Raw genomic sequence first — 26448 nt, forward strand, 5'->3', positions numbered from 1 at the left:
GCCAGGCTAGCGACAGCCCCTCTCCCACACCTCGAAGTGATACGCGGGCTTGTCGTCTTGCGCCGGGTTTTCCTGGTTGGACACCAGCGTCCACTGGCCCGCATCGAACGGCGGAAACCACGCATCCCCTTCCGGGCTCAGCGCCACCCGCGTCAGGTACAAGCGGTCTGCGTGCGCCAGCCCCTGTGCATACAACTGCGCGCCGCCAATCAACATCAGCTCGTCCACGCCCTGGGCCTTGGCCCATTCCTCGGCCCGCGCCACTGCGGCGTCCAGGGACGGGAAAACTTCTGCACCTTCAAGCACAAGGCCGGTCTGACGGCTGACCACAATGTTCAGGCGCCCCGGCAGCGGTCGGCCCAGGGAGTCCCAGGTCTTGCGCCCCATGATGATCGGCTTGCCCAGGGTGGTGGCCTTGAAGTATTTGAAATCCCCCGGCAAGTGCCAGGGCATGCTGTTGTCGACGCCGATCACGCGGTTTTCACCGAGGGCTGCGATCAGGCTTAAAGGGAGAGATTTTTTCATGCGGGCGAGAATACCAGAGCCGCGCGCGGCATACCCTAATGGGCTGGGTTATGCTCCTGACTCACCCGCTCAACAGGACAACGCGTGACTGCCTTGACCCCTCTGCACACCCTTTGGCTCACCGAGGCCGTGCGCCTGCGCGAAGAACACGCAGGCCCCCTGGACGATCAGCAAGCCAACCGCCAGGCCCGCGCCGCAGGCGGCGACCTGGCCACGCGCATCCAGCAACGCGCCCTGTGGCTGGCCGAACGTGACGGTCTCACCGCCGCCCTGGGCCGCTGGTTGCAAGGCGCGCGCCTGGCACTGGTGGTGCTGGCCATCGTCGCAATCGTCAGCGGTGCCGGGCTGGGCGTTGCCGCATTGGGCAACGGCCTGGCGCCGGTCAACGTGTTCTGGGCCCTGGGCAGCCTGCTGGGCCTGAACCTGATCCTCTTGCTGAGCTGGGCGCTGGGGCTGATCTTTGCCGGTGAACACAGCGCCAGCCTGGGCCGCCTGTGGTTGTGGCTCAGCGAAAAACTCGCGCGCGACGCCAAGGCCGCGCAGTTGGCGCCCGCCCTGCTGATCCTGCTGCAACGGCGCAAACTCAACCGCTGGGCGGTGGGCATGCTGGTCAACGGCCTGTGGCTGCTGGCCCTGCTCAGTGCGATGGCCATTGTGCTGACCCTGCTCGCCACCCGGCGCTACGGGTTTGTGTGGGAAACCACCCTCCTGGGCGCCGACACCTTCGTCAACGTCACCCAAGCCCTCGGCGCCCTGCCCGCCCTGCTGGGCTTCAACGTGCCATCGGTGGACATGATCCGCGCCAGCGGCGACGCCGCCCTGAACCTCGAAAGCGCCCGCCAAACCTGGGCCGCGTGGCTGGTGGGCGTGCTGCTGGTGTATGGCATCCTGCCCCGCCTGATGCTCGCGCTGCTGTGCCTGGGCCGTTGGAAACAAGGGCGCGCCGGGCTGCGTCTGGACCCCGACCTGCCCGGCTACAGCCCCCTGCGCGAACGCCTGATGCCCAGCAGCGAACGGCTCGGCGTCAACGATGCGGCCCCCGACTTGCTGCACACCGCCACCTCCCGCCTCAGCGACGCGCCCCGCGACGGTGCCTTGCTGGTGGCCATTGAACTCGACGACCAACACCCCTGGCCACCCACCTTGCCGAGCGGGGTGAAACACGCCGGTATCCTCGACAGCCGCGAATCGCGCAACACCTTGCTGGACCAACTCACGCGCTTCCCGCCCGCCCGCCTGCTCATCGCCTGCGACCCGCGCCGCTCGCCGGACCGTGGCAGCCTGGCGCTTATCGCCGAGCTGGCCCGCAACGCCACGGCCACGCGCGTCTGGCTGCTGCAAGCCCCGCCCGGGCAAGCGCTGGACGCCGAGCGCCTGGGCGACTGGCACAGCGCGCTGCACCAGTTGCAACTGCCCTTCGCCGACTGCGCACCGCTGAACTGGCTGGAGACAGGCCATGACTAACCCGCTGAAACTGGCCGTGGTCGGCCACACCAACGTCGGCAAGACCTCGCTGTTGCGCACCCTCACCCGTGACGTGGGCTTTGGCGAAGTGTCCCACCGCCCCAGCACCACCCGGCATGTCGAAGGCGCGCGCCTGTCGGTGGACGGCGAGCCCTTGCTGGAGCTGTACGACACCCCCGGCCTTGAAGACGCCATCGCCCTGCTCGACTACCTCGAACGCCTCGACCACCCCGGCGAACGCCTCGACGGCCCGGCCCGGCTCGCACGGTTTCTGGACGGCAGCGAAGCGCGCCAGCGTTTCGAGCAAGAGGCCAAGGTGGTGCGCCAGCTGCTGGCCTCGGACGCCGGGCTGTATGTGATCGACGCCCGCGAGCCGGTGCTGGCCAAGTACCGCGACGAGCTGCAGGTGCTGGCCAGTTGCGGCAAGCCGCTGCTGCCGGTGCTCAACTTTGTGAGCAGCCACGCGCACCGCGAGCCGCAATGGCGCGACGCCCTGGCCCGCCTGGGCCTGCATGCACTGGTGCGGTTTGACAGCGTGGCGCCGCCCGAAGACGGCGAACGGCGCCTGTACGAAAGCCTGGCGCTGCTGCTGGAAACCGCACGCGGCCCCTTGGAGCGGCTGATCCTCGACCAGGAGGCCCAGCGCCAGGCCCGCCAGCAAAGCGCCGCCCGCTTGATCGCCGAACTGTTGATCGACTGCGCCGCGTGCCGACGCAGCGTGCTCAGCGACGACGAACCGCACGCCATCAGCGATGTGCGCAACGCCGTGCGCCAGCGCGAGCAACGCTGCGTCGAGGCGCTGCTCAAGCGGTACGGCTTTCGCCCGCACGACGCCGCCGCCAGCGACCTGCCGCTGCTGGACGGGCGCTGGGGCGACGACCTGTTCAACCCCGAAACCCTCAAGCAGCTGGGCGTGCGCGTCGGCGGCGGTATCGCGGCAGGCGCGGCGGCCGGTGCCGGGGTCGACCTGCTGGTGGGCGGCCTCACCCTGGGCGCCGCCGCCCTGGCCGGTGCCATCGCTGGCGGCGCGCTGCAAACCGCACGCGGTTACGGCAGCCGCCTGCTGGGCAAGATCAAGGGCCAGCGCGAGCTGACGGTGGACGACAGCGTGTTGCGCCTGCTGGCCCTGCGCCAACGCCAACTGCTCAAGGCCCTCAACCTGCGCGGCCATGCGGCGATGCACAGCATCCAGGTCGACACCCCGCAAGACAAATCCTGGCGCGAAGGCAAACTGCCCGGCGCCCTGCGCAAAGCCCGCGCCCACCCACAATGGTCATCGCTGAACCCCAACGCCCGGCTGAACCAGGCCGAGCGTCAGGAGCAGGTCGACGCACTGGCACGCGCACTGGACGAAACCTGAGCCGCCAACAATGCCCGGGCCTTGTCCTTGAGCACGTGCAAGTCCAACACCGGCACGTGCAGTTGCTTGGCCTGCTCGTCCCAGTGGCGCATGCGCAGGCTCACCGCGCACAGCGGGTGCTGCTCGAAGGCGTGGGCCTCTTCGGCGCTCATCACCCCGCCCTGGTAGGCCAGGGTGCGGCGGCTGGCTTCGCTCAGGCAGGCGTAGTAGTCGGGCTGGCTGAACGTCAGGTAGCGCTTGGCCTGCACGTGGTATTCCACCAGGGTCGCCAGGCGTTCGCTGAAGCCTGCACGGCGCAGGTAATCGGCGCCCAGTCGCTCGTGGCTGACCACGCCGTAGCCGCCCATGTTTTCGCCGCCCTGGCCGCACAGGTGGCCGATGTCATGGAAGAACGCCGCCAGCACCACTTCGTCATCAAAGCCTTCGGCCATCGCCCGTTGCGCCGCCTGGGACATGTGCTCGATCTGCGACACCGGTTCGCCGATGTAATCGGCGGTGCCATGTTGCTCGTACAACCCGAAGACCTCGGCCAGTCTCTGTTCGATGTTCATCACGCGTGCCCCCATAGTTCAGTGATATTGCGTTCGGCCAGCGCCGGTCCCACGCTCATGCCCACGCCGCTGTGCATCAGCGCCGCACTCACCCCCGGCGCCACGCGCAAAAACGAGAACGGCCCGGGCCCGCGCGCGCCATACACACCCTGCCAGCGTTCCAGCACCTGCACCCGGCAACCCAGGGTCTGCTCGGCCAGCGCGATCATCCAGTCGTCCACCTGTTCGGCGTTGAACGGTGACGCGTCGCTGCCGTAGTGGTGTGAATCGCCGATGATCAGATCGCCATGGGGCGTCGGGCTGATCAGCAAGTGAATGCCGTTTTCATGCAGGTGCGGCGTTTCCTTGAGGAGCTGCGCCTGCACGGCGGCGGCCTCGGGCAAGTCGGCGAAGGCGCCGTAATGCACACAACTGAGGCCCGTCAGCAGCGCGTGTTGCAGGTTCAAAGGCTGCAAGGGCCGGGCGCGGAGCATTTGCAGGCGGCAGATCTGCGGGTTGAGCGCCGCGAGGTCGTCGGCCAGCAGGGTCTGGTAGTCGTGGCCCGCACACACCAGGATTTGCCCGGCGCGAAAACGGCCCGCCGTGCTGTGCACCTGGCCCGGCTCGATGTCGCGCACCAGGGTAGAAAAGTGAAACGCCACGTCGAACTCGCGCTGCAAGTAGTCGATGAGCGCCGGAATCGCTTCGCGCGAATACAGCTGCTGGTCGTCCAGCCCGTGCAGCGCCGCACGATGGTGGCGGAACTGGCCGCCATACAGCGTGTTCATCGCCGCGCCCTGCAACAGCGCGACGCGGTAGCCGTACTGGCGCGCACGCCCGGCGCAAAAGGCTTCCAGCAGGTGTTCTTGCGCCTCGGTGCGGGCGAACAGGTAGGCGCCGTTGCGCTTGAGGTGCAGGCCCGTCGCCTGGGCCCATTGCCCCCAGATTTCGCGGCTTTCCCGGGCCAGGTCCAGCATGAGGCCCGGCGGCTGGCCGGTGACCAGCGCCTGGCCGAAGTTGCGCACCGAGGCGCCCAGCGGGGTGGCGCTGCGCTCGAAGACCCGCACCTTGAGCCCGCGCCGGGCGGCGGCGAAGGCGTGGGACAGGCCCAGGATGCCCGCGCCAACGATGAGAAGATCGCTGTGTTGTGTCATGACGAAATGCCTTGAATGTGCAGCCGTTATTGCCCGGTCACTTTTTCGGACTTTCCGTCATAGCGCTTGCGCCACTCGGCCAGGATGCTGTCGCGGTTTTTCGAGGCCCAGGCGAAGTCGTTCTTGATCAGCCGCTGCTCGTAGTCGGCCGGCAATTCGGTCTGCGGCTTGGCAATGCCCGGTTGGGCCAGCACCGCGAAGTTGTCTTTGTAGAGCTCCATTGCCGCCGGGCTTGCGGAGAAGTCGGCGAGTGCCTGGGCCGCGTCGGCGTGGGCGGTGCCTTTCATCACCGCGGTGGCTTCGATGTCCCAGCCCAGGCCTTCCTTGGGCAGCACGATGTCCAGCGGCGCGCCCTGGCGCTTCAACTGCACCGCCGGGTATTCAAACGAAATGCCGATGGGGAATTCCCCCGCCGCCGCCAGCTTGCAGGGCTTGGAGCCGGAGTGAACGTACTGGCCGATGTTCTGGTGCAAGTCGTCCATGTACTGCCAGCCCTGTTTTTCGCCAAAGGTCTGCAACCAGGCGCTCACGTCCAGAAACCCGGTGCCGGACGAGGCCGGGTTGGGCATCACGATCTTGCCCTTGTACTCGGGCCGGGTCAGGTCCTGCCAGCTCACGGGCTTGGTCAGGCCCTGCTTTTGGGCCTCCACGGTGTTGAAGCAAATAGTCGCGGCCCACACGTCCATGCCGACCCAGGCGGGCGGGTTGGCGGCGTCGCGGTAGTGTTTGCCGATTTTGTCCAGGTCTTTGGGGGCGTAGCTTTGCAGCATGCCTTGCTGCTCCAGAATCGCCAGGCTGGACGCCGCCAGGCCCCAGACCACATCGGCCTGCGGGCGGTCTTTTTCGGCCAGAAGCTTGGCGGTAATGATGCCGGTGGAATCACGCACCCACTTGATCTCGATGTCCGGGTTGGCTTTTTCAAAGGCCTGTTTGTAGGTCTTCAACTGTTCGGCTTCGAGGGCCGTGTACACGGTCAACTCGGTTTTCGCAGCGAAGGCATTCAGGCTCAATGCGGTGAGCAGCACGGCGGCCAGGGGCTTGAACATGGGGCATCTCCTTGAGGGATGGATCATTGACCCGGGGCGCGTTGGCGCCAGGCCTGGGAACGGTGCAACACGCCGCGTGACGCCCACGCCAGCAGCAGGGACACGCCCGCCGAGGTGAACAGAATCAGGGTGGACATGGCGGCCGCGCCGCCCACGTTGCCCGCGTCGTCCATGTTCAGCACCGCCACCGCCGCCAGAATCGTGTCGGGGCTGTACAGAAAGATTGCGGCCGACACAGTGGTCATCGCCGACACGAACAGGTAACGCACGATGTCCAGCAAGGCGGGCAGGCAGATCGGCACGGTCACGCGCAGGTAATGGCGGTACAGCGGCGCCTTGAGGGACAGCGCGGCGGCTTCGAATTCGCTGTCGAGCTGGCGCAGCGCGGTGGTGGCGGTCATCTGGGCGGTGGTCAAATAGTGCGCAATGGTGCACACCACCAGCAGGGTCATGCTCCCGTAGAACACATGCAGCGGGTTACCGGCCAGGTTGAAAAAGAACACATAGCCCAAGCCCAGCACCAACCCCGGCACGGCCATCGGGATAAAACTGAGCAGGCGCAGGACCAGGTTCACGCCGCGCTGGCCCCGGGTTTTCTCCATCAGGTAGGCGCCGGTGAAGATCACCCCACTGCCGATCAACGCGGTGCACAGGGCCAGGGTCAGGCTGTTGCGATAGGCCAGCCAGCCGCCGCCGGCCGTGTCTTCAAACTGGTAGTGGCTGAGCGACAGTGACAGGTTGTACGGCCAGAATTTGACCAGCGAGGCGTACACGGCCATGCCGAACACCAGCAACAGCGCGGCGCAGATCAGCGCCACGATGGCCAGGTAGCAGGCGTCCCGCCACCGCGACGGCGCGGGCTGGAACACCTGGGCGCGGCCGCTCATGGCGTCACCCTGGCGGCGGCGCAGCCAGGCATCCACGCCAAAGCTCAACAGCGCGGGCACCAGCAGCACCATGCCGATCAACGCGCCGCGCCCGAATTGCTGCTGGCCGAGCACCGCCTTGTAGGCCTCCAGCGCCAGCACCTGATAGTCACCGCCCACCACCACCGGCACGCCAAAATCGGTGATGGTCAGGGTGAACACCAGGCAACACGCGGCAAACACCGCCTGGCGCGTGGCCGGCCAGGTGATGCTGCGAAACGCCCGGGCGGGGCTCGCGCCCATGCTGGAGGCGGCGTCGAACAGGCGCCCATCGGCCAAGGACAGCGCCGACAGCAAAATCATCAGGGCATGGGGAAAGGTGTAGATCACTTCCCCCAGCACAATGCCCCAGAAGCCGTAGATGTTGTCTGGCAACCACCCGCGCAGCAGGCCCTGGTTGCCGAACCAGTACACCAGCGCAATGCCCGGCAACATCGACGGCGCCATCAACGGCAGCAGCGACAGGCCGCGCCACAGCGCTTTGCCGGGAATCAACGTGCGTTGCAGGGCGTAGGCAAACAGGTAGGCCAGCGGTACGACAATGGCCGCAACGCTGAAGGACACCTTCAGGCTGTTGCCGACCAGCCAGTGAAAGTTGTCGCTGGTCACCAACTCACGGGCAGCCACCAGGCCACCGCCCTGCCCGGCTTCGCTGCTCAAACCGCGCCAGAAGATCGCCAGCAGCGGCAGCAACACGGCGACGCCCAGCAGGCACAGCCACAGCAATTTGCCGCCGAGCACAAACAGGCGGTCACCGACGTCGCCACGGGAGGGCAGGCTCATGGGCACGGCCATCTCAGGCAAACACCTGCAGGCTGCGCGGCGGCAGGGCAACCCAGATGTGTTGCGCGCCCAGGCGCGGCATGTCCTGCGGGGCCAGCTCGGCCAGCAGCGGGTGGCCGGGCAGTTGCTCCAGCTCAAAGCGCATGCGGCAGCGGTTGCCCATAAAGGTGATGTCGCAGACCTTGGCCGGGAACAGGTTTTCTTCGTGCACCGGCGGGTTGACCGTGATGGCTTCGGGGCGGCAGAACAGGCGGCCCGAGCGGGCCACGCCCGCGTCGTCGGCCAGGCGCATGTGCAGCCCGCCCACCTGCGCATGGCTGGCGCTGCTGCGCTGAAACGGCAGCCAGTTGCCCTTGCCGACAAACTCGGCCACGAACGGCGTGGCCGGGCGGTCGTAGATCTCCTGCGGCGTGGCGTACTGCTCGACCCGGCCGTTGTTCATCACGGCGATGCGGTCGGCCATCAGCATGGCCTCGTCCTGGTTGTGGGTGACCATCAAGGTGGTGACCCCCAACTGGCGCTGCAACTGGCGCAGTTCGGTGCACAAATGCTCGCGCACCCGGGCGTCGAGGGCCGACATCGGTTCGTCCAGCAGCAACAGGGAGGGCGCCGGGGCCAGGGCGCGGGCCAGGGCCACGCGCTGTTGCTGGCCGCCGGAGAGTTGGCCGGGGTATTTCTTTTCGCTGCCGGTCAGGCCCACCAGTTCGAGCATCTGGCCGACGCGCGTTTTCACCTCGTCGCGGCCACTGCCGGTCAGGCCGTAGCCGATGTTGGCCTCCACGCTGAGGTTGGGAAACAGCGCGTAGGACTGAAACAAAATGCCGTAGTCCCGGGCCTGCGGCGCCAGTCGGGAAACATCGCGACCGCCCAGGTAAAGCTCGCCCTTGTCCTGGCGCTCAAGGCCCGCGATGCAGCGCAGCAAGGTGGTCTTGCCACACCCCGAAGGCCCCAGCAGGCACACCAGCTCACCGGCGGCGACGTCCAGGGACACGTTGTCCAGTGCCGTAAAGGCGCCGAAGCGCTTGTGCACGCCGCGCACGGTCATTGGCACGCCGGGGTGGGTGATGGCTGGGTTCATGGGGGCACCTCATCAATCGGATGAGGCTGATGCTAGGGCGCGAATGCGTCCTTGATATGGCAGTAAGGCAAAACCTGACGATAGGGGTATTGGTAGATTTGTGTAGGACGCCCTAAATGATCAGAGCGGCGACATTTCCTGCGCCAGCCCCAGAAAAGCTGCGGGCAGCCGTGCGTTTTTTCGCTCCTTGAGGCAGTACAGGTATTCGCAGATCAAGGGCGCATGCTCGATGCTCAGCACCCGCAATTGCGGGTCGTGGGGCACTTCCTGGCGCGCGATGATGCTGATGCCGATGTTGCGCAGCACCGCCTCGCGAATCGACTCGCGGCTGCCGATCTCCAGCAGCGAGCCGTAGCTCACCGAGGCGTTGTGCAGCAATTCTTCGGTCAGGCGCCGAGTGGTCGAGCCCACTTCGCGCATCAGCAAGGTGTGCCCGGCCAAGGCACTCAAGGGAACGTGCTCAAGGGACGCCAGCGGGTGGTTGCGGTGCACCGCCAGCACCAGCGGGTCGCTGCCCAGCACGCGGCGAATCAGGCGCGGGTCTTCAAGCAGTTGGGAAGACGCGGCCACATCGACGCGGTAACCGTCCAGGGCCTCCAGCACCGACTGGGAATTGCCGATGTCCATCGACACCTGCACCTGGGGCAGGCGTTCGCGAAAGGCTTTCACCAGGTCCAGGATGTAATACGGCGCCGTGGCCGCGATGCGCAATGTGCCCTGGACCTGCCCCAGGTTGCGCAGGAAGAACTCGATATCGTTTTCCTGCTGCAACAGCACCTTGACCATCGGCAACAGCCGCGCGCCCGCGTCGCTGACGGTGAGGCGGCGCCCGCCGCGGTAGAACAGCTCGACCGCGTACTGGCTTTCCAGGTGACGGATCTGGGTGGTCACGGTGGGCTGGCTCAGGCCGAGCTTTTTCGCAGCCAAGGTGATGCTGCCCAGGCGGGCGACCAGGTAAAACGCCTTTAGCTCGGCACTCAGCACACCACCCTCTCATCGACTATTTGCGCAGCAGGCGCAGGCCATTGAACACCACCAACAGGCTCACGCCCATGTCGGCGAACACCGCCATCCACATGGTGGCCAGGCCCAGGAAGGTGACAGCCAGGAAGATCGCCTTGATCACCAGCGCCAGGGCGATGTTCTGCCTGAGGATACGCGACGTTTGCCGCGAAAGCCGAATAAAGGCAGGAATCTTGCGCAGATCGTCGTCCATCAGCGCGACATCGGCGGTTTCAATGGCGGTGTCGGTGCCCGCCGCCGCCATCGCAAAACCGATCTCGGAGCGGGCCAGCGCCGGGGCGTCGTTAATGCCGTCGCCCACCATGCCCACGCGGTGGCCGCGGGCGTAGAGCGCTTCGATAGCGTCCAGCTTATCGGTGGGCAGCAGGTCGCCCTGGGCTTGATCGATGCCCACCTGGGCGGCAATCGCCTGGGCGGTGTGGGTGTTGTCGCCGGTGAGCATCAGGGTCTTGATGCCCAGCGCGTGCAACTGCGCGATGGCTTCGCGGCTGCTGTCCTTGACCGTGTCGGCCACGGCGAACAGCGCCAGCGGGCCGGACGTGTCCAGCAGCAGGACCACGGACTTACCTTGTTTTTCCAGGGCGAAGAGTTTTTCTTCCAGGGCGGGCGAGCACAGGTTCAGGTCTTCGACCAGGCGGTGGTTGCCCAGGTAGTAGGTCTGGCCGTCGATGTCACCGCGCACGCCACGGCCGGTCAGGGCCTCAAAGTTGTCCACCGTGTACGACGCCAGGTCTTGACCCGCCGCCGCCGTGGCAATGGCCAGCGACACCGGGTGGTCGGAGCGCCCGGCCAGGCTGGCGGCCAGGGCCGGTGCGCGGCTTTGCGCGTTGGCGTCCCACACCAGGTAATCGGTTTGCACCGGCTTGCCGTGGGTGAGCGTGCCGGTCTTGTCCAGCGCCAGGTAATCGAGCTTGTGCCCGCCTTCCAGGTACACGCCGCCCTTGATCAGGATGCCTTTGCGCGCCGCCGCCGCCAGGCCGCTGACGATGCTCACCGGGGTGGAGATCACCAGCGCACAGGGGCATGCCACCACCAGGAGCACCAGCGCACGGTAGATCCAGTCAAACCAGGCGCCCGCCATGAACAACGGGGGAATCACCGCCACGCCGAGGGCAAACACAAACACCACCGGGGTGTAGATTTTCGAGAAGCTGTCCACGAACCGCTGGGTCGGCGCCCGCGCGCCCTGGGCCTGCTCCACCGCATGGATGATGCGCGCCAGGGTGGAGTTGTTGGCGGCGGCGGTCACCCGGTACTCCAGGGACCCGGCCTGGTTGATGGTGCCCGCGAAGACCTTGTCGCCCACGGTTTTTTCAACCGGCAGGCTTTCGCCGGTGATCGGCGCCTGGTCGAGGGTGGACTGGCCTGCGGTGACTTCACCGTCCAGGCCGATGCGCTCGCCGGGGCGGACCCGCACGATCGCGCCCAGTTCGATGCTTTTAACCTCGCGCTCGGCCCAGGTGCCGTCGGCCTGCTGCACGGTGGCCTGTTCCGGGGCCATTTGCATCAGGCCGCTGATGGCGTTGCGCGCCCGGTCCAGCGAGCGGGCTTCGATCAGCTCGGCCACGGTGAACAGGAACATCACCATGGCCGCTTCCGGCCACTGGCCGATCAGGATCGCGCCGGTCACGGCGATGCTCATCAACGCATTGATGTTCAGGTTCAGGTGCTTGAGGGCAATCCAGCCTTTTTTGTAGGTGGTAAGGCCGCCGCTGAGGATCGACGCCAACGCCACCAACGCGATCACCCAGGTCGGCGCAGCCCCCGTGAAGTGCAGCACTTCGGCGCCCAGCGCGCCGACACCCGACACCGCCAGCGGCCACCAATGCTTTTTGGCAGGCGGTTCGGCGGCGGGGGCGCCCTCTTCGATCGGGTCGGCCTGCATGCCGAGGGACTTGATGGCCTCGACGATCGGCGCGGTGCTCGGCAGGTCGTGGGTCACGCCCAGGATGCGGTTGATCAGGTTGAAGTCCAGTTGCTGCACACCGGCCAGCTTGCCCAGTTTGTTCTGGATCAGGGTCTGTTCGGTGGGGCAGTCCATGGCTTCGATGCGAAACGTGCTCAAGCGCGAGCCCGCCGTGGGCGCCTCGCTCAGCGTGACCCGCGCAGGCGCCGCTTTGCTGGAACAGCAGGAACCGCCGTGGCTGGCGTGGTCATGCTTTTTCACCGGCACAAGCTTGGGGCCGTGGTCGTGATCATGCGGGTGCGGGGTGTGAAGGGAGTCGCTCATGGGAACAGTCCAAAAAAGGTGCCTGTTGCCAAGTAAAGACCCTGTAGCCACTATAGGGTCAAGCCCCCCTGTTGGAGATTGTGGCGATGAAGATCGGCGAATTGGCAAAACTCACGGATTGCCAGGTGGAAACCATCCGCTATTACGAGAAAGAAGGCCTGCTGCCGCCGCCCGCCCGCAGCGAGGGCAATTACCGCCTGTACACCCAGGCGCACACCGAGCGGCTGATTTTTATCCGCAACTGCCGCAGCCTGGACATGACACTCGAGGAAATCCGCAGCCTGCTGGGCCTGCGCGACAGCCCGCAGGACCAGTGCGAAAGCGTGAACGCGTTGATCGACGAACACATCCACCACGTCAAGGCGCGCATCGACGGGCTCCTGGCCTTGCAGGCCCAATTGCTGGACCTGCGCCAACGCTGCGCCAATGGGCCGGACCTGGACCAGTGCGGGATCTTGCAGCGGCTGGAGGTCAGCGGCAGCGTGGCGCCGACGGAAGTCGAGCACTCCCACGTCGGCCGCAGCCACGGGCATTGACGGTTACAGCTGTTGCAAATCCTCGGGCAGCAGCGCCAGCGGGATGTTCTGGTAACTGACCGGGCGCAGGAACCGACGAATGGCCATGGTCCCCACCGACGTCGCGCCAAAGTTGGTCGAGGCCGGGTAAGGCCCGCCATGCACCATGGCCTCTGACACTTCCACCCCGGTCGGAAAACCATTGGCCAGGATGCGCCCGGCCTTGCGCTCCAGAATCGGCAGCAGGCGCGTGGCGCTCTCGATGTCGGCGTCGTCCAGGTGCAGCGTGCAGGTCAACTGGCCTTCGAGCGAGCGCGCCACGGCCAGCAACTGGTCAACGCCCGTCACCGTCACCACCAGCCCCAACGGGCCGAATACTTCATGGCCCAGCGACGCGTTGGCCAGCCACTCACGGCCGGTGGTGGCAAACAGGTAAGGCGTGGCGTGGCGCAGGTCACAGGTGGTGCTCAATACCTCGCGCACGCCGACGGCCTCGGCCACGCGGTCACGACCGGCGCGAAAGGCGGCGGCGATGCCGTCGGTCAGCATCACTTGGGCGCCCACCGACGCCAACCCTTGCACGGTCGCCAGGATAAAGGCATTGGCGTCGGCCCCTTCGACCAGCACCGCCACGCCCGGGTTGGTGCAGAACTGCCCCGCCCCTAACGTGAGCGAACCGGCCCAGCCCTTGGCAATGTCCTGGCCGCGTGCAGCCAGGGCGGCGGGCAGCACGAACATCGGGTTCACCGAGCCCAGCTCGCCAAAAAACGGGATGGGCTCAAAGCGCTTGGCGCACAGGTCGAACAGCGCCCGGCCAGCGGCGAGGGAGCCGGTGAACCCCACCGCCTTGATCAGCGGGTGTTGCACCAGCCGCTGGCCCACGGTGCGCGAGCCGCCGTGCACCAGGCTGAACACGCCCGGGTGCACGCCGCAGTGCTGGATGGCGGCGTGAATCGCTTCGGCCACCACTTCACTGGTGCCCGGGTGGGCTTCATGCCCCTTGACCACCACCGGGCACCCGGCGGCCAGCGCCGAGGCCACATCGCCCCCGGCGGTGGAAAACGCCAGCGGGAAATTCGAGGCGCCAAACACCGCCACCGGGCCGATGGGGCGTTGCATCAGGCGAATGTCCGGACGCGGCGCGGGCTGGCGCTCGGGCAGCGGCACATCGTGGCGACGGTCCAGGTAGTCGCCCGCCAGAATGTGCGTGGCAAACAACCGCAACTGCCCCACGGTGCGCCCGCGCTCGCCTTGCAGACGCGCCTCGGGCAGGCCGGTTTCCTGGCTGCCGATGGCGGTGATGAGCGCGCCGCGGGCGTCGATTTCATCGGCGATCGCATTCAGAAACCGCGCCCGCGCCTCCCGGCTGCTGTAGCCAAAGCTGGCAAACGCTGCCTCCGCCGCTTCGCAGGCCAGGTTGACCACCTCCACCGTGCCCACCGAAAACGACTGGGCCTGGCCCTGGGTGGGCGCGTTCAAAAACTGCGTATCCGTCGCCACCCATTGCCCTGCGACCAGGTGTTTGCCATGCGGGGTAAAAGCCATTGCCGTGCCTCGAAAGTAGATGAATCAGCCGAAATAACGCACGCGGATGGCGTCGATGGCCACCGCAATAAAGATCATCACGCCACCGATCATGCCCACGTAAAACGACGGCACGTTGACGATGGCCAGGCCCACCTGAATCACCGTCAACAGCAGCACCCCGCCCAGCACCCCCTTCACGTTGCCGCGCCCGCCAAACACGCTGACGCCGCCGATGATCGGTGCCGCAATGGCATACAGCAGGTAGCTCGAGCCCTGGCTTGAGGTAATCGCCATTTGCCAGGACGCCAGCAGAAACCCGGCCAGCGCCGCGAGAAAACCGGAAATGGTGTAGGTGATGATCTTGACCCGGTCCACCCGGATACCCGCCGAGTTCGACGCAATCGGGTTACCGCCCACCGCGTAGATCGAGCGCCCCAGCACCGTGCGCTTGAGCACCACGCCGATCACGATCAGCGCCGCCAGAAACACCAGCGGCATCAGCGGCCAGCCGTCGATCGTCACCTGGCCGATCCAGATGTAACCGTCGGCCATGTTGGTGAGCGTGGTGCCTTGGGTCAGCGCAAGCAGGGCGCCTTGCAAGATGATCATCATCGCCAGGGTTTCGATCAGCGACACCATCTTCAGACGCGTGATGCACAGCCCGTTGAAAAAGCCGATCAACGTGCCCACCAACAACCCCAGCCCCACCGCCACGAACCAGGGCAGGCCCCAGCTCGAATACGCCAGCGCGCCCACCGCCGAGGAAAACCCGGCGTTGGCCGGGATCGACAAGTCGATCTCCGCCACCAGCAGCGGCAACGCCACCGCCAGGCCCAACGTGCCCAGCACGGTGGCCTGCACCAGCACGTTCTGCAGGTTGAACAGGGTGAAGAAAAATTCGTTGAAGGTGCCGAACAGCGCGACCAGCGCGATCAGCCAGATCCACACCACGTTGTGTAAAACCCAGCCCATAATGGCCGGGCCGTTGGTTTTGGTTGCGGCAGGCGTTACCCCGCTGGCAGTCCCGGCAATCGTTCCCATACCCGCGTCTCCACTCTTGTTCTTGTTCAACTGCCCGATCCTTGTACGGATGCGCGAATGCGCTCGACGGTGATGTCCTCTCCCGTCAGTGTTTCCTTGATGCTGCCCTGGTCGAAAATGCACACGCGGTCCACGGCGCGCACCAGTTCGTCGGTATCGCTGGACACGATGATCACCGCCACACCGGCCTCGCTCAGCCCGTCGATGATGCGCAGCACGTCCTGTTTCACGCCCATGTCGATGCCGCGTGTCGGCTCATCGACCATCAACAGGCGCGGCTGCGTGGCCAGCACCCGGCCCAGGCAGACCTTTTGCTGGTTGCCGCCGCTCAAGGTGTTCACCGAATACTCGGGGTTGAGCGCCTTCACGCCCATCGCCGCAAAGTAGTGCCGGATCACCGAGTCCTCGGCCTGGGTGTCGATAAACCCCAGGTTCGCCCGGGCGCCCAGGGACGACATGGCGATGTTGCTGGCGATGGACATTTGCCCCACCGCGCCGTCACGGCGGCGGTCGTCGGACAAAAACGCAATGCCGCTGTCGAACGCCTCCCGGGGGTTGCGCGGCAGCGGGCGCGGCGTCTCGCCGCCCATCGACAGCGTGCCCAACGCCGGGTGCAGGCCAAAAATGGCGCGGGCCATTTCCTTGGCGCCCGCGCCCGGCAGGCCGGTGAAACCCACCACCTCACCCGGGGCGATATCCAGCCCGTCCAGGGCCAGCCATTTGCCGCGCACCCCGCGCAGCGTCACCGCGGGCGTCTTGCCGGTGTGGTCGCGGCGCTCGCGCTGGAACAGCTCCACGCCCCGGCCAATCACCATTTCGGTGAGCTGCTCGGAGGTCATCGCGGTGATGTCCGAGCGGGTGCCCGCCAGGCTGCCGTCGCGCAGCACGGTCACGGCGTCGCAGATCTCGAGGATCTCGTCGTTGTAGTGCGAGATAAAAATGAAGGTCACGCCCTCGCCCTTCAGGCGCAGCATGAAGTCGAACAACTGGCGCCGGTCCACCACCGTCAGCGAGGCGGTGGGCTCGTCGAGGATGATCACCTTGCCGCCGGAAAACATCGCCCGCAGGATGTTCAACTTGCGCCGCGCCACCGCGTCCAGTTGCCCGGCCAGCGCCGCAGGGTCGATGCCCGAGCCCTGGAGCATGCGCGATGCATCGGCGTTCAGCTGTTTCCAGTCGACCAACCCGTTGCGCGTCGGCCAGATGCCCAGCATCAGGTTTTCTGCCGCCGACAGGTTGGCGATGATCATCGGCTCCTGCGTCACCAGGAACACCCCGGCCTGCTCCATGGCCTTGACGTCCACCTGCTTGAGCACGCGGCCGTCCATCAGGATCTGCCCGGAGGTGGGCACCACCTGCCCGGAAATAATCCCCACCAAGGTGGATTTGCCCGCGCCGTTTTCCCCCAGCAGCCCATGGATCGAGCCGCGCTGGATCTGCGTGGACACGCCGCGCAGGGCGTGCACCGGGCCATAGCTTTTGGCGACGTTATCGATCACCAGGATCGTGTCGGCGGCCGTGTCGTGCGTTGGGTGTAAGGTCATTTTGTTGTTCTCACCATCACCTTGTCGGATAAACCTCGCAGCAGCGCCAGGCGCTGCGGCGAACGGCCGTCACTTGGACGGCACGCCCCACACTTTCTCCGCGACGTAACCCCAGTGCCGTTTGTCGCCAGCGTTTTCGGGGGTGATCATGAACGCCGGGATGATCAGCGCCGGCCCGGTCTTGCCCTGCACGATCTCGCCGGTTTCCCAGAAGTAGTCCTTGTTCTGGTAAGGGCCCAGCGGCACGGGCTGGCCGTTGAGGGCGTACTTGGTGATCATCTCCACGGCGATCTGGCCGTAGGCCACTGGGTCTTGGGACACGCAGCCGTCCATGTAGCCGTCCTTGATCCAGTCCAGCGCCACCGGCTCACCGTCGATGTTGATGAAGATCACGTGGCCCGGTTCGCCGACTTTCTTCCAGCGGTCTTTTTGCTTGAGCGCGGCGGCGATGCCCCGTGACGGGGAGTCCGAGGGGGCGTGCACGGCGTCCAGGTCCGGGAATTCGGCCAGGGTGGAGAGCGTCACCGACTGCATCTTGTCCAACTGGCCTTCGGTGGGGCGCGCCAGGTATTTGATCTCGGGGTACTTGGCGAACACCGAGTCCATGCCTTCTTTGCGCAGGCGCCAGGCCACCGAGGCCAGCGCACCGAAGCAGTTGAGCACGGTGCCTTTGGGGCTGCCGTGCTTGGCCACCAGGCGCTTGACGATTTCTTCGGCGGCCATCACGCCCCCCTTGAAGTTGTCAAAGCTCACGGTGATGGCCACGTCGCCGCCGTCGGCCGGGGTGTCGATGATGCCCACCGGGATTTTGCGCTGGTTGTAGCGCTTGATGGCCGAGACGATGGCCTGGCTGTCGATGGGGTCAGAGATGATCGCCGACGGCTGGGACAGCATCAGGCTCTGCCATTGGCCCAGCTGGGTGGTGTTGTCAAAACTGGCGTTGGTCGCCTGGAACTTGCCGGACTGCGCCTGCACGGCGCGCTTGACCGACTCTTCCTGGATCACGAAGAAGTAGTAATCCAGGCTTTTGTTGGAATAGGCCACCGACAGCGCGGTTTGCGCCATGGCGGTACGGCCCAGCGCCGCGCCCAATCCCAGTACCACACCGCCCGCCAGAACGCTGCGACGGCTCACGCTCGAAAAATCGACTTTTTTCATGGAAATGACTCCGACTTATTATTGTTGGTTGAGTACATCTTTCCTTTTTCACGCGGTGTGCGGTGTTGCTCCAGACAACGGTAGTGCTTAGCGCATCTGTACGTAGGACGAGCCGTCGAAACAGCCCACCACCATGCCCGCGGCTTCACGGGTGAACAGGCCGTTCTCGACCACGCCGGGGATCCGGTTGAGTTCGGTTTCCAGCGGCGCGGGGTTGGCAATCACCGGGCCGCAGTGGCAGTCGAGGATAAAGTTGCCGCTGTCGGTCACCACGATCTGGCCTTCGCGCTGGCGACGGACGAGGTTGACGTCGTGGATACCGTGCTCGGCCAACACGCGCAAAACCTGGCGCTCGGTCTGTTTCCAGCCGAACTGCACCACTTCCACCGGCAGCGGGAATTGGCCCAGGCACTCAACGATCTTGGTTTCGTCGGTCACACAGATCATGCGTTTGGAGGCGTGGGCGATGATCTTTTCCCACAGCAGGCAGGCGCCGCCGCCCTTGATCATGTTGAACTGGCGGTCGATTTCGTCCGGGCCGTCCACGGTCAGGTCGATTTCGCCGATGTCATTGGGGTCGATGATGGCAATCCCGACTTCCCGCGCCACGTCGTTGGTGGAGCGCGAGGTGGTGGTGCAGGTCAGCTTCAAGCCGTTGGCCACGTGCTTGCCCAGTTCGCGCACAAAAAAGTGCGAGGTGGTCCCCGACCCCAGGCCCAGCTTCATGCCGTCATGCACGAACTCCTCGATGACCCGGCGCGCCGCGACTTTCTTGGCTTCGTTCTGTTGGTTGCTCATCTACGTCTCCGGTGGGGCAGTGTTCCCGCACGCTGCGGGTTAAATCTTGTCGGTCCGCCAGGAATCCAGGGCGGTCAACTGGTCGGGGAACTGGCTGCCGCTGGCGATGGCAATCGCCGCGACGAGCATGTTGGTGACCAGGTGGTGGTTGAGCCGCGACGCCAGCGGCGTCATCAACTCGGTATGTTCGTAAGGCTTGACCGCCACCAGCACGTCCGAGACTTTGGCCAGCGGGCTGTCATCGGCGGCGATCGACACCACCCGGGCCCCGGCCTTGCGGGCGGCGATGGCCATGTCGACCATTTGCCGGGTGTGGCCCGACTGGGAAAAGATCAGCGCCACTTCACCCGTGCGGGCGCCTTCGGCGTGCATCTCCTGGCGCTTGCCGCCCAGCAACGCCTGGCAACGCAGGCCCAGGCGCTGGAACTTGTGCTCGGCGTCCAGCGCGTTGACCACGGAGATGCCGGTGGCGTAGATGCCGATCCAGCTCGCGCCTTGAAGCACCTGCGCAGCTTGCGCGACTTTTTCCGGCGCCAGGTCTTCTTCCAGGCGCTGGATGGCGTTCAACGAGTTGCGGCAGGTCTTGCGCACAATGTTGTCGATGCTGTCGTCGGGGATGATCTGCTCGTAGGCAAACGGCGCCGACGGCACCAGGCTCTGCACCAGGTGCAGCTTGAGGTCCTGGTAGCTTTCAAAGCCGAACCGGCGGCAGAAGCGCATCACCGTCGGGTCGCTGACCGAGCAGGTTTCCGACAACTTGGCCATGCTCATCTGCAGCACCTTGGAGGGCGAGATGGACACAAAATTGGCCACCCGGCGCTCGGCGCGGTGCATGTTCTTGCTTTCATCAATGATGCGTTGCAGCAAACTGTCGCTCATAAAAGCTCCTTGGCGATGAGTGGGCTGCGTTGTAACAGATCGGCCAAACGGTTCAAGCGCTGCGCCGGGGAAATCTCCACCTGGGCACCGCCGCCCCAAGGCACCACAAAAAACGGCACGCCCGCCGCCTGCGCGGTCATTTGGTCGACACGGGTGTCGCCCACGTAGGCCCATTCGCCGTCGGGCAGGTTCATCGCCTGGGCCACCGCCAGCAGGTGGCCGGGGTCGGGCTTGCAGGCCGGTACGGCGTCGGCGCCGATCGCGGCGTCAAACAGCGGCGCCAGGCCCAGTTGCTCCAGCACCTTGCCGGTGACGGCGTGGTTTTTGTTGGTGCAGATGCCCAGGCGGATCCCCGCTTCGCGCAGCGCCACCAGGTCTTCACGCACATGCGGGAAAAACCGCGTGCTGCCCGCCGGGTCGCGCAGGTAGGCGTCCAGGTAGCCGTCGAAGGCGCGCTGCACCTGGGCCTCGTCGTAGGCGATGCTCAAATCGTCCAGGATGTCGGTGATCAGCCGCCGGGGGCCATTGCCCAGAAACGTCTCGACGTGCGCCGGGTCCAGTTCAGGCCAGTCGTTGAGGGCGAAGCCGACGTTCAGGGCGTTGGCGATATCGAACGCACTGTCGATAAGCGTCCCGTCAAGATCGAAAACAAGCGCGCAATAGACGGACATGACAACAGACTCCTAATCAAAAAGAGGGGCGCCGAGCTCGACAAAGGTGTCCCTGAGCGTCGGTAGCAAATGGCGATACAGGCGATGCGCGCGGGCGTACACCGGGGCCGTTGCGCCCTCGGGCGCCTGGCGGGTGAGGGCCCGGCATCTGGCGGCGGCGCGGGCCGGGTCGGGCCACACGTTCACGGCCAGCCCCGCCACCAGCGCCGCACCAAAGGCGGCCCCCTCGGCCGCGCCCTCGGTGGTGACCACGTCGCAGCCGAACATATCGGCCTGGATCTGGCGCCACAGCACCGAGCGCGCCCCGCCGCCCGAGGCTTTGATCACGCGCCCGTCGATGCCCAACGGCTGCATCAGCGCGTGCATGTCGGCCAGGGCGTGCACCGAACCTTCCATGACCGCGCGGGCCAGGTCGCCACGGTTATGCCGCCCGGTCAGGCCGATAAAGGCGGCGCGCAGGGCCGGGTCGGGGTGCGGGCAGCGTTCGCCGTTCAGGTAGGGCAAAAACACCAGGCCACGGGCACCGGCCGGGCTCTGCGCGGCCTCGCTGGCGATCTGCTCGAACGGCACGCCGGGGCAGAACGTGTCGCGAAACCAGCTCATCGAGCCGCCAGCATTGAGCGACACGCCCATGCAATGCCATTTGTCGGCGGCCACGTTGCAGAAGATCTGCAAGCGGCCGTCGGGGTTGTCCTGGGGGGTGTCCAGCGCCGCGGCAAGAATGCCGGCGGTGCCAATGGTGGTCTGCAACTCGCCCGGGGCGATCACGCCGGAGCCCAGGGTCTGGATCACCGAATCACCGCCGCCGCCCGCGACCGGCGTGCCCACCGGCAAGCCGAACAGCTGCGCACCGGCGGCGCTGACGCGGCCCGAAATCACCTGGGACTCAAACACCGGCGGCAACACGCCGGGGTCGATACCCAACTGTTCGATCAAGCCTGTGGCCCACCGCCGCGAACGCACGTTGAACAGGCCGGTGCCCGAAGCGTCCGAGACTTCGCTGGCCACCTCGCCGGTGAGGCGCAGGCGCAGGTAGTCCTTGGGGTTGAGCACCGTGGCCAGGCGGGCGAACAGCTCGGGTTCGTGGCGCTGCATCCACACGATCTTGCCGCCGGTGTAGCCCACCAGCATGCGGTTGTCGGTGGCCGCCAGCAGGCCTTCAAGGCCCCCGGCGGTGTGGGTGATCCACTCGCATTCGGCGGCGTTGCGCTGGTCGTTCCATAAAATCGCCGGGCGCAGCACCTGGTGCGCGGCGTCCAGCGGCACCAGGCCGTGCATTTGCCCAGACAAGCCCACGCCGAGCAATTGCACGCCGGGGGCCTTGGCCAGCACACCGGCAATCGCCTGGCGTGCGCCGTCGATCCACAGTTGCGGGTCTTGCTCGGTCCAGCCCGGGCGAGGTTGTGAAAGCGGATAGGTCGCCGTGTCGGCGGCAATCACCGCACCCGAGACGTCAAGCAGCAACGCCTTGCACCCGGAGGTGCCGATGTCGATACCAATGAGGGCCTGCATGGCTCAATTCCCGACGCCGTGGTGCAGGCGCACATGCTTGAAGTTGAAGTACTCCAGCAGCCCCTCGCGCCCGTGTTCGTAGCCTACGCCGCTCTGTTTGCGGCCACCGTAGGGCGCATTCATGATCCCGGCGTCGACGTTGTTGATGGCCACGTTGCCGTAGTCGAGCGCCGCCGACAGGGTGTGGATCTCGACCAGGTCGCGTGCGTACACGTAGGCCGCCAGGCCGTAAGGAGTGTCGTTGGCCAGGGCGATGGCGTCGGCCAGGTCGTCGAAGGGCGCGACGCCCACCAGCGGGCCGAAGGTTTCTTCGCTCATCACCTGCATCTCGTGGGTGCAATCGGCAACCACGGTGGGGCGCCAAAAATGCCCGTGAGCGAACGCTTCGCCTTGCGGCGCGTGGCCCCCGGCGACCAGGCGTGCGCCTTTGGCCAGGGCGTCTTCCAGGTGCGCACGGGTTTTGTTCAGGGGGTCGGCAGAGGCCATGGCGCCCAGGTCGGCGGCGGGGTTTTCCAGGCCGTCCGCCACACTCAAGGCATCGGCGGCGGCGCCCAATTGGCTGACGAACGCTTCATAAAGGGAGCGGTGCACATAAATGCGGTTGATCGCGATGCAGATCTGCCCGCAGTTGCGAAAGCTGCGGCGGGCCGCGCCTTTTACCGCCGCCGCCACATCGGCGCTGGCGGTGACCACCATCGGGCAGTTACCGCCCAGCTCGAGCGTGAGGCGCTTGACCTGTGGGCATGTCTGCTGGATATGCAGGCCCACCGCGCTGGAGCCGGTAAAGGCCACTTTGCTCACCTTGGGGTGCTCGACCAGCGCCTGGCCGACCTTTGAACCCTTGCCGGTCAAGACGTTGACCACACCGGCGGGAATACCGGCCTGGACGCATTTTTGCGCGATGGCCAACGCCGTGTAGGGCGTCAGCTCAGCGGGCTTGATGACAATGGTGCAACCGGCCGCCAGGCTCGCGCAGAGCTTCCAGCCCACCAGTTCTGCCGGGTAGTTCCACGGCGTGATCGCCGCCACCACGCCAATCGGCTCGCGCACCACCAGGCTCTGGAAGCCCGGCTGGTCGTTGGGGATGATCTCGCCGTGCACGCGGGTGGCTTCTTCGGCATAGAAGTGGCAGGCCTCGGCGAGCTTGAGCACTTCACCCTTCGCCTCGTTGACCGGCTTGCCCTGCTCCAGGGTCATGATCTGCGCCATGTTCAGCGCGTCCGCGCCGATCAGGTCGCCCAGGCGGTGCAAGGCACTGGCGCGGGTCTTGGGCAGCTCGCGGGACCAGGCGGCAAAGGCGCGATGGGCGGCGGCCACGGCGTCTTCGATTTCCTGGGCGGTCGCGGCGGCGATAAAGCCGATGGTTTTGCCGGTCGCCGGGTTCTCCACCGGCAAACGCTCACCGGCCCCTTGGCGGAACTGGCCGTTGATAAACAAAGCGCCTTCCAGGGCGGCAATCGACTCGGAGAGAGAATTATTGTTATGCATGGGACTGCTCCGTCACCTTTCTCTGCGGTTGAACCACTGACTTGATTCAAAAATATAGTATTGCTAGTTTTTTGCAAGCGCCGTTCGAAAAATGATCTGCACGAGCCCGATCAGCCGCCGCTCAGGGCAATGAATATTCGCCTTGTTTTTCAGGCAATTAACGGAAAACCCCAGTAAAACAGCGCTTATATTCCGATTTCTTTCATGCAAGCGCCGCTTGACCGTGCTTAAAATCAAAACGTAGCATTACTAGATATCAACAATAAGGAACCACCCTCATGCTGCCCACCTCCCTCAAAAACGCCAAACTGGTCGGCCGCGTCTGGCTTCCCGGCAAAGGCCCGTGTGTTGTCATCCTGCGTGACAACGTGTTGATTGACGTCACCCCGTCGGTGGTGTCGATGGCGGACTTTCTCGACAACCAGCCTGCCGAGCGCTTCGACACCCTGACCGGCGAGCCGGTGGGCGACCTCGCCGACCTGATCCTGGACCCCAGTGAGATGGGCTACCACGCCGACCGCCCTTGCCTGTTGGCGCCGTGCGACTTCCAGGCCCTGAAAGCCTGCGGCGTGACGTTTGCCAGAAGTATGGTCGAGCGGGTGATTGATGAACGCACCGCCGGTGACCCGGGCCGCGCCGATGAACTGCGCGCGCTGATCGGCGCCTTGATCGGTGACAGCCTGTCCAACGTCCAGGCAGGTTCTGCAAAGGCCGCCGAGATCAAGGCGGCGTTGATCGCCGAAGGCTTGTGGTCGCAATACCTGGAAGTGGGCATCGGCCCTGACGCCGAGGTGTTCACCAAGTCCCAGCCCATGGCGGCCGTGGGGTATGGCGCGCAGGTGGGCATCAACCGTATTTCGGAGTGGAACAACCCCGAACCCGAAGTGGTGCTGGCGGTGGACAGCCAGGGCCACATCCGCGGCGCCACCCTGGGCAACGATGTGAACCTGCGCGACGTCGAGGGCCGCTCCGCCCTGCTGCTGGGCAAGGCCAAGGACAACAACGCGTCGTGCTCGATCGGCCCGTTCATTCGCCTGTTCGATGAGCACTTCACCCTGACCGACGTGGAAAACGCCACGCTGAGCCTGTCGGTCACGGGCCTGGACGGCTTTGAAATGCTCGGCCGCTCGAACATGGCCGAGATCAGCCGCAAGCCCGCCAACCTGGTGGCGCAGACCTGCAACACCTCGCACCAGTACCCGGACGGTTTCATGCTGTTTTTGGGCACCATGTTCGCGCCCACCCAGGACCGCCAGAAAAAAGGCTCCGGCTTTACCCACAAGGCCGGTGACATCGTGGAAATCCATTCGCCGCTGCTGGGCACCCTGCGCAACACCGTGGTGTATTCCGACGAGGCCGCGCCCTGGACCTACGGCACCCGCGCCCTGATGCGCAACCTGGCAAAACGGGGGCTGCTATGAATCAGGCCCACTTGAAATTCGTGGTCACCGACCAGGCGTTCGGCAACACCCGCCATGAACAGGCCGCCGCCGCCGCGGCGGGCGCCGCGTTCAGCGAACACCAATGCCGCAGCGAAGACGAAACCCTGGAAGCCGTGCGCGGCGCGCAGGCGGTGCTCAACAACTTTGCGCCCATGACTCACCGCGTGATGCAGGCCATGGCGCCGGGCGCGGTGGTGGTGCGTTATGGCGTGGGCGTGGATAACGTCGACCTCGCGGCGGCCAAGGCCCTGGGCGTGCGGGTGTGCAACGTGCCGGACTACGGGGTTGAAGAGGTGGCCGACCACGCCGCCGCCATGACCCTGGCCCTGGCCCGCAAGCTGGACCACTACGGCCAAGGCATTCGCCGTGGGGAGTGGAAGATCGCGCAGATGGTCGATGGCGTGCGCTCGCTGCGCGACACCACCGTCGGCTTGATCGGCCTGGGCCGCATCGCCCGCTCCTACGCGGCGCGCATGGCCGCGTTTGGCTGCAGTGTGGTCGGCTACGACCCTTACGTGACCAACCAACAGGCGCGCGCGGCCGGGATCGAGCCCATGTCCCGCGATGAAGTCATCGCCGCCGCCCACGTGCTGTCGCTGCACGTGCCACTCACTCCCGAAACCCGCCATGTGATCGACGCCGCCGCCATCGCCCGCATGCCCCGGGGCGCGATCCTGATCAACTGCTCGCGCGGCGGTCTGATCGATGAAACCGCACTGGCCGCCGCGCTGGTCAGCGGCCAACTCAGCGGCGCCGGGCTGGATGTGTTTGAAACAGAACCCTTGCCCGCCGACGCACCACTGCGCACGGCGCCCCATGTGCTGATGTCGCCCCACGCGGCGTTTTTCTCCGACGCCTCGGTGGACGCCTTGCAGCGCCTGGCCAGCGAAGAGGCCCTGCGCGGACTGCGCGGCGAGGCGCTGCGCTGCCCATTGACCTGAGAGACGGCCACCATGACTTACCGTGACAAGCAATCGCTGGTCGGCAAGCTCGCCCTGGTGACCGGCGCAGGCCAGGGCATCGGCGCGGCCATCGCCGAGGCACTGGCCGAAACCGGTGCCGAGGTGATCTGCACCGACCTTGTGCGCGAACGCGCCGAAGCCACCGCACAAGCCCTGAAGGCCAAAGGCTTCAAGGCTCGCGCCGGGGTGCTGGACGTGACCGACAGCGACGCCATCGACGCCCTGGCCAATGCCCTGGCCCCGCTGGACATCCTGGTGTGCAACGCGGGCATCGTGACCAACACAGCGGCCGAGCACATGAGCGACGCCGAATGGGACAAGGTCATCACCGTCAACCTGACCGGCGCGTTTCGCACCTGTCGGGGTTTCGGGCGGCGGATGCTGGAGGCCGGGCGCGGCTCGATCATCAACATCGGCTCCATGTCGGGCCTGGTGGTGAACACCCCGCAACCGCAGTGCCACTACAACGCGTCCAAGGCCGGTGTGCATCAACTGACCAAGTCATTGGCGGTGGAATGGGCCAAGCGCGGGGTACGGGTGAATGCGGTGGCGCCGACCTACATCGAAACGCCTTTGCTGCAGGGGCTGGAAAGCCAGCCGGGGCTGATCGACCGCTGGCTGGACCTGACGCCCAGCGGGCGCATGGGCCAACCCCATGAAGTGGCGGCGGTGGTGCAGTTTTTGGCGTCGGATGCGTCGAGCCTGCTGACGGGCTCGATCATCACTGCGGATGCGGGGTACACCTGCATCTGAAAAGGGGGCCGTTATCGCGGGCAAGCCCGCGATAGCGTG

At 65.9% G+C, this 26448-nt stretch carries 23 protein-coding genes; 6 read left to right on the top strand and 17 right to left on the bottom strand.

Going from position 1 to position 26448, the window contains the following annotated elements; translation table 11 throughout:
- Positions 1-6 precede the first annotated feature (6 nt).
- Positions 7-525 carry a dihydrofolate reductase gene (locus ACW9H9_RS05125; RefSeq protein WP_457342072.1) on the bottom strand — a complete coding sequence of 173 codons (519 nt, stop codon included), beginning with the start codon at positions 523-525 and terminating at the stop codon, positions 7-9.
- Between the two features lie 84 nt (positions 526-609).
- Between ACW9H9_RS05125 and ACW9H9_RS05130 the strand changes: the two genes are divergently transcribed.
- Positions 610-1989, top strand: coding sequence for a DUF2868 domain-containing protein (locus tag ACW9H9_RS05130; protein WP_457342073.1), 1380 nt, complete (start codon positions 610-612; stop codon positions 1987-1989).
- A complete protein-coding gene (locus ACW9H9_RS05135; protein ID WP_457342074.1) occupies positions 1982-3349 on the top strand; it encodes a GTPase/DUF3482 domain-containing protein in 1368 nt (455 codons plus the stop codon). The genes ACW9H9_RS05130 and ACW9H9_RS05135 overlap by 8 nt, the downstream gene beginning before the upstream one ends.
- Here the strand turns inward: ACW9H9_RS05135 and ACW9H9_RS05140 are convergent.
- The 7 genes from ACW9H9_RS05140 to ACW9H9_RS05170 all read right to left on the bottom strand — a co-directional run bounded on the left by ACW9H9_RS05140 (position 3304) and on the right by ACW9H9_RS05170 (position 12119).
- Complete coding sequence (locus ACW9H9_RS05140; protein WP_457342075.1) at positions 3304-3900, bottom strand: phosphonate degradation HD-domain oxygenase; 597 nt, start codon at positions 3898-3900, stop codon at positions 3304-3306. The two genes, ACW9H9_RS05135 and ACW9H9_RS05140, sit on opposite strands and share 46 nt — an antisense overlap.
- The gene (locus ACW9H9_RS05145; RefSeq protein ID WP_457342076.1) at positions 3900-5033 is read right to left on the bottom strand and encodes a TIGR03364 family FAD-dependent oxidoreductase; all 1134 of its coding nucleotides are present in this window, start codon (positions 5031-5033) and stop codon (positions 3900-3902) included. The genes ACW9H9_RS05140 and ACW9H9_RS05145 overlap by 1 nt, the downstream gene beginning before the upstream one ends.
- Before the next feature lie 26 nt (positions 5034-5059).
- Positions 5060-6079, bottom strand: coding sequence for a putative 2-aminoethylphosphonate ABC transporter substrate-binding protein (locus ACW9H9_RS05150; RefSeq protein WP_457342077.1), 1020 nt, complete (start codon positions 6077-6079; stop codon positions 5060-5062).
- Between the two features lie 23 nt (positions 6080-6102).
- On the bottom strand, positions 6103-7800 hold the full coding sequence (locus ACW9H9_RS05155) for a putative 2-aminoethylphosphonate ABC transporter permease subunit (RefSeq protein ID WP_457342078.1): 1698 nt from the start codon (positions 7798-7800) through the stop codon (positions 6103-6105).
- A 1-nt stretch (position 7801) separates the two neighbouring features.
- Positions 7802-8866 (bottom strand): putative 2-aminoethylphosphonate ABC transporter ATP-binding protein, encoded by a 1065-nt coding sequence (locus ACW9H9_RS05160; RefSeq protein WP_457342079.1) that lies wholly within the window; start codon positions 8864-8866, stop codon positions 7802-7804.
- A 120-nt stretch (positions 8867-8986) separates the two neighbouring features.
- Positions 8987-9850: a LysR family transcriptional regulator gene (locus ACW9H9_RS05165; protein ID WP_457342080.1), complete on the bottom strand. Its 864-nt coding sequence runs from the start codon at positions 9848-9850 to the stop codon at positions 8987-8989.
- 16 nt (positions 9851-9866) lie between these two features.
- Complete coding sequence (locus ACW9H9_RS05170; RefSeq protein WP_457342081.1) at positions 9867-12119, bottom strand: heavy metal translocating P-type ATPase; 2253 nt, start codon at positions 12117-12119, stop codon at positions 9867-9869.
- An 86-nt stretch (positions 12120-12205) separates the two neighbouring features.
- Here ACW9H9_RS05170 and cadR point away from each other — a divergent pair, with 86 nt between their 5' ends.
- The gene (cadR, locus tag ACW9H9_RS05175) at positions 12206-12655 is read left to right on the top strand and encodes a Cd(II)/Pb(II)-responsive transcriptional regulator (RefSeq protein WP_457342082.1); all 450 of its coding nucleotides are present in this window, start codon (positions 12206-12208) and stop codon (positions 12653-12655) included.
- A gap of 3 nt (positions 12656-12658) precedes the next feature.
- On the opposite strand, the gene ACW9H9_RS05180 is transcribed toward cadR, so the two are convergent.
- From ACW9H9_RS05180 to ACW9H9_RS05220, 9 genes are all read right to left on the bottom strand, one after another.
- Entirely contained in the window at positions 12659-14179 is a 1521-nt protein-coding gene (locus tag ACW9H9_RS05180) for an aldehyde dehydrogenase (NADP(+)) (protein ID WP_457342083.1), read from the bottom strand.
- A 24-nt stretch (positions 14180-14203) separates the two neighbouring features.
- On the bottom strand, positions 14204-15202 hold the full coding sequence (locus ACW9H9_RS05185; protein ID WP_457342084.1) for an ABC transporter permease: 999 nt from the start codon (positions 15200-15202) through the stop codon (positions 14204-14206).
- A 26-nt stretch (positions 15203-15228) separates the two neighbouring features.
- A complete protein-coding gene (locus tag ACW9H9_RS05190; protein WP_457342085.1) occupies positions 15229-16746 on the bottom strand; it encodes a sugar ABC transporter ATP-binding protein in 1518 nt (505 codons plus the stop codon).
- Between the two features lie 69 nt (positions 16747-16815).
- A complete protein-coding gene (locus ACW9H9_RS05195) occupies positions 16816-17904 on the bottom strand; it encodes a sugar ABC transporter substrate-binding protein (protein ID WP_457342086.1) in 1089 nt (362 codons plus the stop codon).
- 87 nt (positions 17905-17991) lie between these two features.
- Positions 17992-18702: a ribose 5-phosphate isomerase A gene (gene rpiA / locus ACW9H9_RS05200; protein ID WP_457342087.1), complete on the bottom strand. Its 711-nt coding sequence runs from the start codon at positions 18700-18702 to the stop codon at positions 17992-17994.
- 39 nt (positions 18703-18741) lie between these two features.
- Positions 18742-19581, bottom strand: a complete 840-nt coding sequence (locus ACW9H9_RS05205; protein ID WP_457342088.1) for a MurR/RpiR family transcriptional regulator — start codon at positions 19579-19581, stop codon at positions 18742-18744.
- Positions 19578-20252, bottom strand: a complete 675-nt coding sequence (locus tag ACW9H9_RS05210; protein WP_457342089.1) for an HAD family hydrolase — start codon at positions 20250-20252, stop codon at positions 19578-19580. The genes ACW9H9_RS05205 and ACW9H9_RS05210 overlap by 4 nt, the downstream gene beginning before the upstream one ends.
- 12 nt (positions 20253-20264) lie before the next feature.
- On the bottom strand, positions 20265-21764 hold the full coding sequence (gene xylB, locus ACW9H9_RS05215) for a xylulokinase (protein ID WP_457342090.1): 1500 nt from the start codon (positions 21762-21764) through the stop codon (positions 20265-20267).
- Positions 21765-21767: 3 nt separating this feature from the next.
- Entirely contained in the window at positions 21768-23252 is a 1485-nt protein-coding gene (locus ACW9H9_RS05220; RefSeq protein WP_457342091.1) for an aldehyde dehydrogenase family protein, read from the bottom strand.
- A gap of 278 nt (positions 23253-23530) precedes the next feature.
- On the opposite strand from ACW9H9_RS05220, the gene ACW9H9_RS05225 reads away from it, so the two are divergent.
- The 3 genes from ACW9H9_RS05225 to ACW9H9_RS05235 are packed head-to-tail and all read left to right on the top strand — an operon-like array spanning position 23531 to position 26409.
- Positions 23531-24673 (top strand): fumarylacetoacetate hydrolase family protein, encoded by a 1143-nt coding sequence (locus tag ACW9H9_RS05225; protein ID WP_457342092.1) that lies wholly within the window; start codon positions 23531-23533, stop codon positions 24671-24673.
- The gene (locus tag ACW9H9_RS05230) at positions 24670-25635 is read left to right on the top strand and encodes a C-terminal binding protein (RefSeq protein WP_457342093.1); all 966 of its coding nucleotides are present in this window, start codon (positions 24670-24672) and stop codon (positions 25633-25635) included. Before ACW9H9_RS05225 ends, ACW9H9_RS05230 begins: the two co-directional genes overlap by 4 nt.
- A 12-nt stretch (positions 25636-25647) precedes the next feature.
- The gene (locus ACW9H9_RS05235; protein WP_457342094.1) at positions 25648-26409 is read left to right on the top strand and encodes an SDR family NAD(P)-dependent oxidoreductase; all 762 of its coding nucleotides are present in this window, start codon (positions 25648-25650) and stop codon (positions 26407-26409) included.
- The last annotated feature ends 39 nt before the right edge of the window (positions 26410-26448 follow it).

The sequence above is a fragment of the Pseudomonas sp. SDO5215_S409 genome (assembly GCF_054071325.1).